This window comes from Streptomyces sp. O3 (genome assembly GCF_054788135.1).
In genome coordinates this window covers 80,666-92,589 of the sequence record NZ_JBTVYK010000016.1, presented here as the reverse complement: position 1 = coordinate 92,589, position 11,924 = coordinate 80,666, and the positions used below count along the sequence as shown (strand labels likewise).

The window sequence follows — 11,924 nt, the reverse complement described above, 5'->3', positions numbered from 1 at the left end:
AGTTCTAGCGGCGGGCGCGCGGCACCGTCAATGGCTTTGTCCGAACATTCTTACGTGCGCCGTTCCTGCGCGCGGGACTCCCGCCCCGGCTACCCGCGGACGAGGAGCTGGAAGTCGAAGGAGTAGCGCGAGGCGCGGTAGGTGTGCGACGCGAACTCGACCGCGCGCCCGGTGTCGTCGAAGGCGGTGCGCTCCATGGTGAGCAGCGGCGCCCCCACGGGCTCGGCCAGCGCCTCGGCCTCATCGGCGGTGGCGGCGCGGGCGCCGATCGCCTGGCTGGCGCTGTGCAGGGTGATCCCGGCGGCCCGCATCAGCCGGTACAGGCCGGTGGCCTCCAGCTGGGGCGGCTCCAGGGCGAGCAGTCCGGCGGGCAGGTGGTTGCGCAGATACGCCATCGGCTCGCCGTGGGCCAGCCGCAGCCGCTCGATCCGCCGGACGTCGCCGCCCTCGGCGATCCCGAGGGCCGCGGCGACCTCGGGCGACGCGGGTTCGACGGCGCTCAGCAGCAGCCGGGTGGCGGGGCGCTGCCCGGCCGCCTCCAGGTCGTCGTAGAGGCTGCTCAGCTCCAGGGGCCGCCTGACCTGACTGTGCACCACCTGGGTGCCGACCCCCCGGCGGCGCACCAGGAGTCCCTTGTCGACCAGCGACTGGATGGCCTGGCGGACCGTCGGGCGGGACAGGCCGAGCCGCCCGGCCAGCTCGATCTCGTTGCCGAGCAGACTGCCGGGCGCCAGGCTGCCCTGCTCGATCGCCGCTTCGAGCTGCTGGGACAGCTGGAAGTAGAGCGGGACCGGACTGCTGCGGTCCACGCCGAGCGGCAGCGACCGGGTCAGCGCGGTCTGGTCCGGCGGGGGCTTGGGCACGGGCCGAGCGTAGTCCGGCCCGAGGGTGACCGGAAGGTGTGAAGTCCGCTTGTCCGGACAAATGCACGGACGCGGGTCCGGGGAGATCTGAAGGCGGAAGACCCGCCGGAGCAAGGGTCTGAAGGAAAGCTGCGGCGGCGGTTAAGAAATCCTCGATGGACCAGCGCGCCGCCATACGGAAGATTCCTGTGACGTCGGTGGAAGAAGTGACGTACGACGGGAGCCGTTGCGTTGAAGGCGCTGGTCAAGGAGAAGGCGGAGCCAGGGCTCCGGCTGATGGAGGTACCGGAGCCGGTCATCGGCCACGGCGACGTCCTGATCAAGGTGCTGCGCACCGGGATCTGCGGCACCGATCTGCACATCAGGGACTGGGACGGCTGGGCTCAGCAGGCCATCGCGGCGCCGCTGGTCGTCGGGCACGAGTTCGTCGGCGAGGTCGTCGAGACCGGGCGTGACGTCGCCGACGTCAAGGTCGGCGACCGGGTCAGCGGCGAGGGCCATCTGGTCTGCGGCCGCTGCCGCAACTGCCAGGCCGGACGCCGCCATCTGTGCCGCGCCACGGTCGGACTCGGCGTCGGCAGGGACGGGGCGTTCGCCGAGTACGTCGCGCTGCCCGCGGGCAACGTGTGGGTGCACCGCGTCCCCGTGGACCTCGATGTGGCGGCAATCTTCGACCCGTTCGGCAACGCCGTGCACACCGCGCTGTCCTTCCCGCTGGTCGGCGAGGACGTGTTGATCACCGGGGCGGGCCCGATCGGTCTGATGGCCGCGGCCGTCGCCCGGCACGCGGGCGCCCGCAACGTCGTCGTCACCGACCTCAGCGAGGAGCGCCTGGAGCTGGCCCGCAAGGTCGGGGCGAGCCTCGCCCTGAACGTCGCCGACTCCTCCATAGCCGACGGGCAGGCCGACCTCGGTCTGCGCGAGGGCTTCGACGTCGGCCTGGAGATGTCCGGCAACCCGGTCGCGATGCGCGACATGCTCGCCAACATGACCCACGGCGGCAAGATCGCCATGCTCGGCCTCCCGGCCGAGCAGTTCGCCGTGGACTGGTCCCGGATCGTCACCTCCATGATCACGATCAAGGGCATCTACGGCCGGGAGATGTTCGAGACCTGGTACGCCATGTCCGTGCTGCTCGAAGGCGGCCTCGACCTCTCTCCCGTGATCACCGGACGGTACGCGCACACGGACTTCGCGGCGGCCTTCGACGACGCGGCGAGCGGCCGCGGCGGCAAGGTCATCCTCGACTGGGCCCGCTGACCTCCCCCGCGCTCCTCCCCTCCCCCTTCGGCCGAACTCCCAAAGGACTAAGGACTCAAGCATGTTCGACTCCGTGCGCGACGACCTGCGCACCACACTCGACGAGATCCGGGCCGCGGGCCTGCACAAGCCCGAGCGCGTGATCGGCACCCCGCAGTCGGCCACGGTCGCCGTCACCGCGGGCGGTGCCCCCGGCGACGTACTGAACTTCTGCGCGAACAACTACCTCGGCCTCGCCGACCACCCCGAGGTGGTCGCCGCCGCGCACGAGGCGCTCGACCGCTGGGGCTACGGCATGGCGTCGGTGCGCTTCATCTGCGGCACGCAGGAGGTGCACAAGGAGCTGGAGGGCAGGCTGTCCGCCTTCCTCGGCCAGGAGGACACGATCCTCTACTCCTCCTGCTTCGACGCCAACGGCGGCGTCTTCGAGACCCTGCTCGACGCTCAGGACGCGGTGATCTCCGACGCGCTCAACCACGCCTCGATCATCGACGGCATCCGGCTGTCCAAGGCGCGCCGCTTCCGGTACGCCAACCGTGATCTCGCGGACCTGGAGCAGCGGCTGAAGGAGGCGTCCGACGGCGGCGCGCGCCGGAAGCTGATCGTCACCGACGGCGTCTTCTCGATGGACGGCTATGTGGCTCCGCTGCGGGAGATCTGCGATCTGGCCGACCGCTACGACGCCATGGTCATGGTCGACGACTCACACGCCGTCGGCTTCGTCGGGCCGGGCGGGCGCGGCACCCCCGAGCTGCACGGCGTGCTGGACCGCGTCGACATCATCACCGGTACGTTGGGCAAGGCGCTCGGCGGCGCTTCCGGCGGCTATGTCGCGGCGCGCGCGGAGATCGTGGCGCTGCTGCGGCAGCGGTCGCGTCCCTACCTCTTCTCGAACACGCTCGCCCCGGTGATCGCGGCGGCGTCGCTGAAGGTGCTCGACCTGCTGGAGTCGGCGGGCGACCTGCGGGAGCGGCTGGCCGCCAACACGGAGCTGTTCCGCTCGCGTATGACGCGGGAGGGCTTCGACATCCTGCCCGGCGATCACGCGATCGCGCCGGTGATGATCGGTGACGCGTCGGAGGCGGGCCGCATGGCGGAGCTGCTGCTCGACCGGGGTGTGTACGTGATCGGCTTCTCCTACCCCGTCGTCCCGCAGGGGGCGGCCCGGATCCGGGTACAGCTGTCGGCGGCGCACTCGACGGACGACGTGAACCGCGCGGTGGACGCGTTCGTCTCGGCGCGCGCGGAGCTGCGCGAGGCGGGTGCGGGTGCGGGTGCGGCGGACGGTCTGGGATAGGCGGGCCGGGGCGGGCGGGCTGGGAGCGGCCGCCGGTTTGGGATAATCGCCGCATGATCGAAGCGCGGCGGCTGCACATCCTCCGTGCGGTGGCCGACCACCGCACGGTCACCGCGGCTGCCGCCGCGCTCTATCTCACGCCGTCCGCGGTCTCCCAGCAGCTCTCCGCGCTGGAGCAGGAGACGGGCCACCGCCTGGTGGAGCGGGGCGCCAAGGGCGTACGTCTCACCCCCGCGGGCGAGATCCTGCTCTCGCACACGAACGCGGTCCTGGCCCAGTTGGAGCGCGCCGAGGCGGAGCTCGCCGCGTACGGCTCCGGGGCGGCCGGGACGGTGACCGTGGCCTCCTTCGCCACCGGGATCGGCCTGGTGGTCGGGCCCGCCATGGCGCGCCTGGCCGCGTCGGCGCCGGGTATCCGGGTGCGGGTCCAGGACGCCGAGGGCGACGCGAGCCTGCCGATGGTGCTGGACCGGCAGGTGGACGTCGCGGTCGCCGTGGAGTACCGGGGCGCGCCCGGCGCGGACGACCCCCGGCTGACGCGGGTCCCGCTGTACGCCGAGCCGTTCGACGCCGTGCTGCCCGTGGCACACCGGCTGGCGGACGCGGAGCGGGTGCCGCTGGCGGACCTGGCCAAGGACGCCTGGATCGGCCCGTTCGCGGGCAACCCCTGCCATGACGTGGTCTTCCTCGCCTGCGAGGCCGCGGGCTTCCAGCCTCCGCTCGAACACTGGTCGGACGACTTCCGCGCGGTCGTCGCGCTGGCATCGGCGGGCGCGGGGGTGGCGCTGGTGCCGCGCTCGGCGCTGCGCGGCATGGACGTCTCCGGCGTCGCGATCCGCCCCGTGGACGGCGTCGCGCCGCCTACCCGGCGGGTGTTCGCGGCCGTGCGCTGCGGGGCGGAGGAGCACCCACTGATCCGCCCGGTCCTGGACGCCCTGACGGAGGCGGCCGCGTAACGGAGGCTGCCGCAGCACCAGAGCGGCCCTGTCACCGGAGTGGTCGATTGTCCGGACAAACGCCGGAGAAGCGATGGACAGGCGGGTGCGGCGGTGTCAGGTTGGGCCCATGCGCATCGGACTCATCGGGGCAGGCCGCATCGGTTCCTTTCACGCGGCGGTGCTCGCCCGCCACCGCGAGGCGGGTTCCCTGGTCATCGCGGACGCCGACCCGGCGCGGGCGGCGCGGCTGGCGCAGCGTCTTGACGCGACCGCGGCGCCGAGCCCGGACGAGGTCTTCACCTGGGGCGTGGACGCGCTGGTGATCACTGCGGCCACGTCGGCGCACGCGGATCTGATCGGCCGGGCGGCGCGGGCCGGGCTGCCCACCTTCTGCGAGAAGCCGATCGCCCTGGACCTGGCGGGGACCCTGAGCGCGCTGCGCGAGGTGGAGGCCGCCGGGTCAGTGCTCCAACTGGGATTCCAGCGGCGCTTCGACGCGGGCTACACGGCCGCGCGCGACGCGGTGCGCGACGGTCGGCTCGGGCGGCTGCACACCGTACGGGCGATGACCTCCGACCCGGCGCCGCCCCCGGCCGCGTATCTGCCGCTGTCGGGGGGCCTGTACCGGGACTGTCTGATCCATGACTTCGACATGGTGCGCTGGGTGACGGGGCGCGAGGTGCTCGAGGTGTACGCGACGGGCTCGGACGCGGGGCCCGCGATGTTCCGCGAAGCGGGCGACGTGGACACCGCCGCCGCGCTGCTCACGCTGGACGACGGGGTGCTCGTGACGGCGACCGCGACCCGGTGCAACGGCGCGGGCTACGACGTACGGATGGAGCTCGCCGGTGAGCTCGACCAGGTCACGGTCGGCCTGGACGACCGCACCCCGATCGCGTCCACCGAACCCGCCGGACCACGGGCCGCCGACAAGCCCTGGTCCGGCTTCCTGGAGCGCTTCGCGCCCGCGTACGAGGCCGAGCTCACCGCGTTCGTCGACGTGGCCCTCGGCGGGCGGGACAACCCGTGCGACGGGCAGGAGGCGCTGCGGGCCCTGCGGATCGCCGAGGCCTGCGAGCTGTCGCGGCGCGAGCGGCGCCCGGTACGGCTCGACGAGATCGCGGGAGCCTGATCGCGGGAGCCTAGGGCTGCTGGTTCTGCTGGTTCTGCTGGTTCTGCTGGTTCTGCGCGGCCAGGACCGTTCCCTGGGCGACCGCGCAGAGGGTCGGCTCCTCGCCGTCGTCCAGGGTGAGCAGGTCGCAGCGGACCACGGCCTGGCGACGGCCGCCGTGCACCACGTCGGCCCGCGCGCGCAGGGTCCTGCCCTGCCCCGGACGCATGTACTGGATGGCGAAGCCGGAGGTCAGCACGGCGGGGCCGAGCACAGTGCCGGCCGCGAAGGTGATGGCGTTGTCCGCCGCGTACGACAGGACGCCGCCGTGCAGAAAGCCGTTCTGCTGCAGCAGCTCCTCCCTGACGTCGAGTTCGAGGGTCGCGCCTTCGGCGTCGAAGGCGGTGATCCGCGCCTTGAGCAGCCGGCTGAACGGCTGGGCGTCCAGGGCCTGTCGGGCGAGCGTGAGATCGAGTCCGGTCATACCGGAGAAGGTACGTCCCGGCCGCCCGCCCGTGCCTTTGGGGGTGTTGGGTGGCGGCGACCCGAGGGCTCCGGCAGGATCGGCCCATGGGGACACAACCGAGCATCGTGGAGCGTGCGGAGCGGCCCTTCGTCGGCGTCAGAGGCCGGGTCACGCTGACACGTTTCGGGCTGCTCGCCGACCGGCTGCCGGAAGTGCTGGGCTGGCTCGGCGAGCGCGGCATCGCACCCGTGGACGGCCCCTTCTTCCGGTACGAGGTGATCGGCGCGGGCGGTCTGGCCGACGGCGAACTCCAGGTCGTCGCGGGCTTCCCGGTCGCGGAGCGGGTGCGGACCGACAGCGACGACCCGTCGCCCGAAGCCCTGCGCGGCGCTCTCTTCGGCGGCGTGCTCCCCGCCGGACGCTATGCGGCCGTCACCCATGTAGGCCACCCGGACGGCCTGCTCCAGGTCACGTCCTCGCTGCTGAAGTGGGCGCACGCCAAGGGCCTGGAGTGGGACGTGACCCGGTCGGAAGCGGGCGAGGTCTGGGGCTGCCGCCTGGAGAGCTACAAGACCGACCCCCGGATCGAGCCTGACCTGAACAAGTGGGAGACGGAACTGTCCTTCCGTTTGCGGACCTGACCCGCACTGGCCGGTGGTGACCCGGCCGTCGTCACGCGGTCAGGCGCCCGGTGAACCACTCCCGCGCGAGGTCGGCGACCTGGTCCAGGGCTCCGGGTTCCTCGAACAGATGCGTGGCGCGCGGGACGACCTCGAGCCGGTTCTCGCAGCGCAGCTCCGCCTGGGCGGCACGGTTCAGGTCGAGCACCAGCGCGTCGCGCCCGCCGACGATCAGCAGCGTCGGCGCGCGTACGTCGCCGAGGCGGGGCGCGGCGAGGTCGGGGCGCCCGCCGCGGGACACCACAGCGCCGACGGCCGCGCCGCCAGCGGTGTCGGCGTCGTCGGCGGCCGCCCGCAGCGCCGCGGCGGCCCCGGTGCTGGCGCCGAAGTACCCGATCGGCAGGGCGAGACGGCGACGCAGCCAGCGGGTGGCTCCGGTCAGCCGGTCGGCCAGGGTGTCGATGTCGAAGACATTCGCCCGGTCGGCCTCTTCGGGCGGTGTGAGCAGGTCGAAGAGCAGCGTGCCGAGGCCCGCGTCGCGCAGGGCCGCCGCCACCGACCGGTTGCGCGGGCTGTGCCGACTGCTGCCGGAGCCGTGGGCGAACATCACCACCGCTCGCGCGCCGTCCGGCAGCGCGAGGTCTCCGGCCAGGCGCACGCCGTCCGCGTCCACCTCGACCTCGGTCGCGACCTCGGTCTCGGTCCCGTCCGTACCGTCCGCCGCGGCCCGCGCCAGGAGCGCGACCACCTCCTCGTCGGAGGTCTGCGCGAAGTCCCGGTACCGCTCCCCCACGGATCCGAACGCGACGGGCGTGGTCAGGCACACCACGTCGTCCGCCACCTCGCTCAGCCGGTACGCCGCGTCCGGCGGCGCCGCGGGTACGGCGAGCACCACCTTGGCCGCGCCCTGCGCCCGCGCCACCTGGCACGCGGCCGCGGCCGTGGCGCCGGTGGCGATCCCGTCGTCCACCACGATCACCGTACGGCCCTCGAACGTCACCCGGCGCCGCCCGTCGCGGTAGCGCCGTACCCTGCGCCGCAGCTCCCGCTCCTCGGTGTCCTCGACGGCCGCGAGGTCCGCGGACGCGACCCCGCAGCGGCGCACGATGTCGTCGCTGACGACCCGCACGCCGTTCTCGCCGATCGCGCCGAACCCCAGTTCCGGCTGGTAGGGCACGCCGAGCTTGCGCACCACGATCACATCGAGCGGGGCCCCGAGCTCCCGCGCCACCTCGTAGGCCACCGGGATACCGCCCCGAGGCAGCCCGAGGACGACGGGCCTTTCCTTCGCCAGGTGCCGCACGGCTTCGGCGAGCCGCCGCCCGGCGTCCACGCGGTCGGTGAACAGCACGGTGTTCGCCCCATCTCACATCCCTACCTTCGGGGTAACGCTCCGCGCGGCGTTCCGCAACCGGAGCGCTCCGGCCGGGCCCCGGACCGCTCCGGGCGCGACAATGGGGATGCGGGACACGCCTTCCGTCGCGAAGAGGCGGCACAGTCATGTCGTACGTCACGGTCAGCGCCCTGAGCCATCCGGGGCTGGTACGCGATCACAACGAGGACAGCCTGGTCGTCGGCCCCTGGACGCTGTGCGGCACGGTGACCGAGAATCCCCAGCTGCTGGGGTTCCCGCTCGGCACCCCGCTCGTCGTCGCGGTCGCCGACGGCATCGGCGGCCAGCCCGCCGGAGAGGTCGCCAGCGGCATCGTCGTACGGCACCTGGCGACGCTGGGGCCCTCGCTGGACAGCGAGCAGGCGGTGCGTGACGTGCTGGACCTCGGTAACCGCGCCGTGTACGGGGCCGCCGACCGCGATCCCCGGCTGACCGCCATGGGGACGACCGTCGCGGGCGTCGTGGTCCTGCCGAAGGAGCTGCTGGTGTTCAACGTGGGCGACAGCCGTGTGCTCGACGCGACGCTGAACCGGCTGAGCGTCGACGACAGCCCGCCGCTGGAGCCGGGGCAGCGCACCACGTCGATCGTCACGCAGGCGCTCGGCGGTGCCCCGCGGTTCAACGCGATCACCCCGCATGTCAGCACGGTGCCGCTCGTCTCGGGCGAGCGTTACCTGGTGTGCACCGACGGGCTCACCGACCCCGTGCCCGAGAAGCGGCTCGACGAGGTGCTGCGGGCCCACGACGGCGGCAAGGCCGTCTTCGAGCTGTGGCGGGCCGCCATCGAGGCGGGTGGTCCCGACAACATCACGCTCGCGCTGATCAGCGTCGTCGACTGACCCGTGCACGGAGGGAGGGGCCGACGTGATCACGCTGTTCGTCTGCGGAGACGTCATGCTCGGCCGGGGCATCGACCAGATCCTGCCGCACCCCGGCGCCCCGGAGCTGCGGGAGAGCCACACCGGGGACGCCGGGGTCTACGTGGACCTGGCGGAGGCGGTGAACGGGCCCCTCGCGCGTCCGGTCGACTTCGCCTGGCCCTGGGGGGACGCGCTGCGGATCCTGGACGCGGCCGCGCCGGACTGTCCGAGACGCTCGACGCGCTGGGCGGCGCGGGGCTGCGGACGGCCGGTGCGGGCCGGGACGCCGACGACGCGAGCCGCCCGGCGGTCGTCCCGCTCGCCGGGGGCCGCCGCCTGCTGGTGTTCTCCTTCGGCATGCCGTCCAGCGGCATCCCGAAGTCTGACGTACGCGTCATCGCGCTCCAGGCCCGGCGGCTGCGCCTGTGCCTCGCGTCGGACGCGGAGGGCGACCCGGAGGGCGCCTGGCTGCTCCGGACGGCCTGACGGCCCGGCCGCGGGTCAGCCGCCGGTCGCACCATCCGTCAGGGCGGCCAGGTAGCCGTCGAGCAGTTCGGTCTGGCGCTGGGGCGGGAACGCTCCGGGGTCGAGCACCGCCTGGACCACCAGACCGAGCACGAACGCCTGGGCGCCCGCCGCGGCGCGCTCCGGGTCCCCCGCGGGAAGCTCGCCCAGCGACTGGGCCGCCGCGACCAGTGCGGTCAGCCGGTCGCGGCCGCGCGCGTACTTGTCCGCGTAGTCGCCGCTCAACTCGGGGTCGGTGAGCGCGGTGTCCCAGGATCCCACCCAGATCCGGTTGCGGACGGCGGCGTCGGGGGTCAGCGGCAGGATGTCGAGCAGGGCGGCCCGTACGGCGGCCAGACCGGCGCCGCCTGAGCGCCTGGGGCGGGCGACGGTGCGCTGTTCCAGCAGGCCGAGCGCGTGCGTGAGCAGATCGCGCTTGGCCGGGAAGTAGTGGGTGAGCAGGCCGGTGGTCGCGCCGAGCTCGGCGGCGACGGCGCGCAGCGTCAGCCCGCCGAACCCGCGCGTGGCCAGCACCCGCCACACCGCCTCCGAGACGTCCCGGCGGCGGGCTTCGTGATCTCCCTTGCTGCGTGCCATGCTGCTACCGTACATTCCCATAACAAGCGTTGTGTGAATGTGAGGTCGCCTTGTTCTCCCTCCCGCTGCGAGACAACGCCCGCCTGCGTCCGCTGGAGCCGTGGCACGCCGAGGAGTTCGCCGCACACCTGGACCGGGCCCGCGAGCACATCCGGCCGTGGGTCGGACCGGGCTTCGTCACCGAGGACCTCGACGGGGCTCGGGGCACCCTGCGCCGGTACGCGGAGCGCCGGGCGGCGGACGGCGCCCGGCTCTACGGCATATGGCTGGACGGCACGCTCGTCGGCGGCGTGATGTTCGTGGACTTCAACGCCGCCATGGGCGCCTGCGAGGTCGGCTGCTGGCTGGAGCCGTCCGCCGAGGGCCGCGGCCTGGTCACCGACGCCTGCCGGGTCCTGCTCGACTGGGCGTTCACGACACGGGGGCTGCACCGCGCCGAGTGGCTCTGCCGCGCCGACAACGAGCGAAGCACAGCGGTGGCCAAGCGGCTCGGCATGACGCTCGAGGGCGTACGGCGCGAGTACTGGCCCTACGGCGGCGCCCGCTACGACAAGCAGCTGTGGGGGATGCTCGCCCGCGAATGGCGGGCACAGGGCGACTGAGAGGCTGAGAGCCTGTCATTGAGCCACGCGGCGATCCCGTCGTCGGCCCGACTCCGCGCGCGCCTCGGGGCCCGCGGCGCGCGCGGAGTCACGGCCCCCACGGCAGCCAGGCCGTGAGGCGGAACCCGCCGTCGGCGTCGGCCCCGTGCTCCAGGCGTCCTCCGGCGAGCGTGGCGCGCTCGGTGAGCCCGATGAGCCCCTGACCCGACCCCGGCACCCTGGGCACCTCGCCGGGCGGCGCCGGGTTGCGTACCTCCACGGTCAGCCCGTCGCCCGGCGCACCGGCGAGCGTGACGGTGACCGGGGCGCCCGGTGCGTGCTTGCGGGCGTTGGTGAGGCCCTCCTGGGCGATGCGGTACGCGGTGCGGCCCGCGCTGGCCGGGACCGCGGCGGGATCGGCGACGCGACGCGCGAGCTCCACCCGCATCCCGGCCGCGCGGGACTCGGCGACCAGGGTGTCCAGGGCGGCGAGGGTCGGCTGCGGGCGGCCGCTCTCGCCGGGTGCGGGCTCGCCCGCCCGCAGCACCCCGATGATCTCGCGCAGGTCCTGCAACGCCTCGTGCGCGCTGTCCCGGATGACACCGGCGGCGCGGGCGATCTCGGCGGCGGGGGCGTCGGGACGGAACTCCAGGCCGCCCGCGTGCACGCTGAGCAGCGTGAGCCGGTGCGCCAGTACGTCGTGCATCTCGCGGGCGATGTCCTCGCGGGCCAGCCGCTGGGCCTGCTCGGCGCGCAGCGCCGCCTCGGTCTCGGCGCGCTGGGCGCGGTCGCGCAGGCTGAGCAGCAGCTGGCGTCGGGAGCGTACGAACATGCCCCAGCCGATGACCAGGGCGGTGAACAGCACGATGAACGCGACCGTCACGAGGTACGGCGGCGCGTCGTCGGGCGGCCGCAGCCACAGGGCCAGCGGGAGCGTGGCGAAGCCCGCTCCGGCGATCCAGGCGACATAGCGGAACGGCCGGTGCACGGCGACCGTGAAGAGGGCGATCAGGCCCGCGCCGCCGGAGGTGTCGGACACCACGCCCGCGACCACCAGGGCCGCCGCGAGCCCCACCGGCCAGCGCCTGCGCAGCCAGACGGCGGCGCAGGCCAGCGCGCCGACGAGCTGATCGACGGCGATGAGCTCGGGCGACGGCTGGGACTGTCCGCGCAGCTCGTCGGCGGCGATCAGCCCCACGACGACCGCGATGAGGAAGCAGACGAAGTCGACCAGCCAGTCGCGCGCGGTACGCCGGACCCGGCCGCCCCTGGCCCGGTCCGGGTCCAGCTCGGCCGCGACGGCGGACGGGAGCAGCCACGGGTAGGCCCGCCCCTTCCAGGGCGGCTCCCAGGGCGGGGCGCCGACCGGGGCCTCGGGCTGCTTCGCACCACTCATGGTCGTTCAATCTACGCAGCCGAACGGGGAGAGCGGCG

At 73.8% G+C, this 11,924-nt stretch carries 13 protein-coding genes and 1 pseudogene; 9 read left to right on the top strand and 5 right to left on the bottom strand.

Translation table 11 applies throughout. From position 1 onward, the window contains the following. Positions 1 to 89: 89 nt before the first annotated feature. Positions 90 to 809 (bottom strand): GntR family transcriptional regulator, encoded by a 720-nt coding sequence (locus ACX6XY_RS10810; protein WP_460328684.1) that lies wholly within the window; start codon positions 807 to 809, stop codon positions 90 to 92. A 285-nt stretch (positions 810 to 1,094) separates the two neighbouring features. Between ACX6XY_RS10810 and tdh the strand changes: the two genes are divergently transcribed. The 4 genes from tdh to ACX6XY_RS10790 all read left to right on the top strand — a co-directional run bounded on the left by tdh (position 1,095) and on the right by ACX6XY_RS10790 (position 5,490). Then, a complete protein-coding gene (gene tdh / locus ACX6XY_RS10805; protein WP_460328637.1) occupies positions 1,095 to 2,123 on the top strand; it encodes an L-threonine 3-dehydrogenase in 1,029 nt (342 codons plus the stop codon). Positions 2,124 to 2,184: 61 nt separating this feature from the next. Then, positions 2,185 to 3,420, top strand: a complete 1,236-nt coding sequence (locus tag ACX6XY_RS10800; protein WP_460328635.1) for a glycine C-acetyltransferase — start codon at positions 2,185 to 2,187, stop codon at positions 3,418 to 3,420. Between the two features lie 53 nt (positions 3,421 to 3,473). Then, positions 3,474 to 4,376 carry a LysR family transcriptional regulator gene (locus tag ACX6XY_RS10795; protein ID WP_460328632.1) on the top strand — a complete coding sequence of 301 codons (903 nt, stop codon included), beginning with the start codon at positions 3,474 to 3,476 and terminating at the stop codon, positions 4,374 to 4,376. Between the two features lie 109 nt (positions 4,377 to 4,485). After that, complete coding sequence (locus tag ACX6XY_RS10790) at positions 4,486 to 5,490, top strand: Gfo/Idh/MocA family protein (protein ID WP_460328629.1); 1,005 nt, start codon at positions 4,486 to 4,488, stop codon at positions 5,488 to 5,490. A 10-nt stretch (positions 5,491 to 5,500) separates the two neighbouring features. Here ACX6XY_RS10790 and ACX6XY_RS10785 read toward each other — a convergent pair whose 3' ends face one another. Then, the gene (locus ACX6XY_RS10785) at positions 5,501 to 5,953 is read right to left on the bottom strand and encodes a PaaI family thioesterase (protein WP_460328627.1); all 453 of its coding nucleotides are present in this window, start codon (positions 5,951 to 5,953) and stop codon (positions 5,501 to 5,503) included. A gap of 86 nt (positions 5,954 to 6,039) precedes the next feature. On the opposite strand from ACX6XY_RS10785, the gene ACX6XY_RS10780 reads away from it, so the two are divergent. After that, positions 6,040 to 6,576 (top strand): GyrI-like domain-containing protein, encoded by a 537-nt coding sequence (locus ACX6XY_RS10780; protein ID WP_460328625.1) that lies wholly within the window; start codon positions 6,040 to 6,042, stop codon positions 6,574 to 6,576. 31 nt (positions 6,577 to 6,607) lie between these two features. On the opposite strand, the gene ACX6XY_RS10775 is transcribed toward ACX6XY_RS10780, so the two are convergent. Further along, a complete protein-coding gene (locus tag ACX6XY_RS10775) occupies positions 6,608 to 7,906 on the bottom strand; it encodes an alpha/beta family hydrolase (protein ID WP_460328623.1) in 1,299 nt (432 codons plus the stop codon). Positions 7,907 to 8,055: 149 nt separating this feature from the next. On the opposite strand from ACX6XY_RS10775, the gene ACX6XY_RS10770 reads away from it, so the two are divergent. The 3 genes and pseudogenes from ACX6XY_RS10770 to ACX6XY_RS10760 all read left to right on the top strand — a co-directional run bounded on the left by ACX6XY_RS10770 (position 8,056) and on the right by ACX6XY_RS10760 (position 9,294). Continuing rightward, complete coding sequence (locus ACX6XY_RS10770) at positions 8,056 to 8,787, top strand: PP2C family protein-serine/threonine phosphatase (RefSeq protein ID WP_460328622.1); 732 nt, start codon at positions 8,056 to 8,058, stop codon at positions 8,785 to 8,787. Positions 8,788 to 8,842: 55 nt separating this feature from the next. After that, positions 8,843 to 9,186 (top strand): annotated as a pseudogene (locus ACX6XY_RS10765) (CapA family protein); the annotation flags it as partial. Next, positions 9,166 to 9,294, top strand: a complete 129-nt coding sequence (locus ACX6XY_RS10760) for a hypothetical protein (RefSeq protein ID WP_460328686.1) — start codon at positions 9,166 to 9,168, stop codon at positions 9,292 to 9,294. The pseudogene ACX6XY_RS10765 and the gene ACX6XY_RS10760, both read left to right, overlap by 21 nt. 15 nt (positions 9,295 to 9,309) lie before the next feature. Here ACX6XY_RS10760 and ACX6XY_RS10755 read toward each other — a convergent pair whose 3' ends face one another. Further along, positions 9,310 to 9,909 carry a TetR/AcrR family transcriptional regulator gene (locus tag ACX6XY_RS10755; RefSeq protein WP_460328620.1) on the bottom strand — a complete coding sequence of 200 codons (600 nt, stop codon included), beginning with the start codon at positions 9,907 to 9,909 and terminating at the stop codon, positions 9,310 to 9,312. A 50-nt stretch (positions 9,910 to 9,959) separates the two neighbouring features. Between ACX6XY_RS10755 and ACX6XY_RS10750 the strand changes: the two genes are divergently transcribed. Next, entirely contained in the window at positions 9,960 to 10,511 is a 552-nt protein-coding gene (locus ACX6XY_RS10750; protein ID WP_460328618.1) for a GNAT family N-acetyltransferase, read from the top strand. A gap of 88 nt (positions 10,512 to 10,599) precedes the next feature. On the opposite strand, the gene ACX6XY_RS10745 is transcribed toward ACX6XY_RS10750, so the two are convergent. After that, positions 10,600 to 11,886: a sensor histidine kinase gene (locus ACX6XY_RS10745; protein WP_460328616.1), complete on the bottom strand. Its 1,287-nt coding sequence runs from the start codon at positions 11,884 to 11,886 to the stop codon at positions 10,600 to 10,602. Between the last annotated feature and the right edge of the window lie 38 nt (positions 11,887 to 11,924).

Coding starts and splice junctions, on each gene's coding strand:
- ACX6XY_RS10790 (WP_460328629.1), top strand. CDS start 4,486: ATGCGCATCGGACTCATCGGGGCAGGCCGCATCGGTTCCTTTCACGCG.
- ACX6XY_RS10785 (WP_460328627.1), bottom strand. CDS start 5,953: ATGACCGGACTCGATCTCACGCTCGCCCGACAGGCCCTGGACGCCCAG.
- ACX6XY_RS10795 (WP_460328632.1), top strand. CDS start 3,474: ATGATCGAAGCGCGGCGGCTGCACATCCTCCGTGCGGTGGCCGACCAC.
- ACX6XY_RS10800 (WP_460328635.1), top strand. CDS start 2,185: ATGTTCGACTCCGTGCGCGACGACCTGCGCACCACACTCGACGAGATC.
- ACX6XY_RS10760 (WP_460328686.1), top strand. CDS start 9,166: ATGCCGTCCAGCGGCATCCCGAAGTCTGACGTACGCGTCATCGCGCTC.
- ACX6XY_RS10780 (WP_460328625.1), top strand. CDS start 6,040: ATGGGGACACAACCGAGCATCGTGGAGCGTGCGGAGCGGCCCTTCGTC.
- ACX6XY_RS10770 (WP_460328622.1), top strand. CDS start 8,056: ATGTCGTACGTCACGGTCAGCGCCCTGAGCCATCCGGGGCTGGTACGC.
- ACX6XY_RS10755 (WP_460328620.1), bottom strand. CDS start 9,909: ATGGCACGCAGCAAGGGAGATCACGAAGCCCGCCGCCGGGACGTCTCG.
- ACX6XY_RS10745 (WP_460328616.1), bottom strand. CDS start 11,886: ATGAGTGGTGCGAAGCAGCCCGAGGCCCCGGTCGGCGCCCCGCCCTGG.